2 protein-coding genes are annotated in these 1,036 nt (G+C 40.5%); both read left to right on the top strand.

Annotated features, from left to right (window positions below; translation table 11 throughout):
* Positions 1 to 438 (top strand): APC family permease (locus tag D1841_RS17490; RefSeq protein ID WP_166554328.1); only part of this gene is annotated, 438 nt, incomplete at its 5' end.
* Between the two features lie 390 nt (positions 439 to 828).
* A partial coding sequence (locus D1841_RS17485; RefSeq protein ID WP_166554327.1) for a type II toxin-antitoxin system prevent-host-death family antitoxin occupies positions 829 to 1,036 on the top strand: 208 nt, incomplete at its 3' end.

Genomic DNA, 1,036 nt, shown 5'->3' with positions numbered 1-1,036 from the left:
TGCATTTTGGCGTATCCGAGAGAATACTATGCAATGGCTAGGGACAAGCGATTTTTCGATGTCTTTGCGAAAGTCCATCCGAAAACTGGTACGCCTGTCAATGCACAGATTGCGACCATGATTGTATCTTCTGTATTAATTCTGTTTGGTACGTTTGAGCAATTGACTGCCCTTGTGGCTTTCTGTGCATGGATTTATTACACGCTGGGTGTATCTTCGGTCTATGTGTTTAGAAAGAGAAATCCGCAGATGGAAAGACCATATAAGGTTTGGGGCTATCCCGTGCTGCCCGCAGTGACCATTCTGCTGTCGCTGGTGGTACTGGTAACAACCCTTTGGGAAGATCCAATGAATTCCGTCATCGGTGTCGTAATTCCGATTGCGGGGTATATTCTCTATCACGCTTATTTTAAGAAAAAAGAGCAAGCGGAGAACTAAGGTATCGTATGCACATCTGCTAGTATGTGCGCATGATAATCTGCAGGAGCTGAGGAAAGAATTTTTCCAGGCTCCTGTTTTTCTTTGTGCTGGATGCTGTAGCGCGCAATGTGTCAAAAATTACTGGTTGAAAACAGTACAAAAGTAATGTAAAATGAATACAGTAACAAATATGGGGGTGTAAATGTATTGGATTGAAATTTATAATGAGGGAAAAGATATCAATCGAGACTTAGTCATATGACAGCAAAGAAATTTTTGAAGGTATTAGATAAGGCTGCGTCCCACCGTGGGACATAGAAGTAAAACAGAGTTTGAGATTGTCACTTTACATTCAAGCAGAAAAAAGGTATAATTATACCATAAAAATGATATATGGAGGTGGCCTGCATGATTATTAAAGCGTCAACTACTCTGAGAAATGATTATAATGCGGTTTCAAATATTGCTAAAGAGACAAATGAGCCAATCTATATTACGAAGAATGGTGAAGGGGATATGGTCTTGATGAATATTGAAGCATTCGAGAGAAGAGAACAAATCTTACAGATGAGAGCAAAAATCCTCCAAGCAGAGCAGGAGCGTCTGAGCGGCACAA

Origin of the sequence: Neglectibacter sp. X4, from assembly GCF_009917365.1 — a bacterium.
In the GTDB taxonomy this organism is placed as follows: domain Bacteria; phylum Bacillota; class Clostridia; order Oscillospirales; family Acutalibacteraceae; genus Acutalibacter.
The sequence above is the reverse complement of the archived record's forward strand: the minus strand, read 5'-3'. Positions and strand labels throughout refer to the sequence as shown.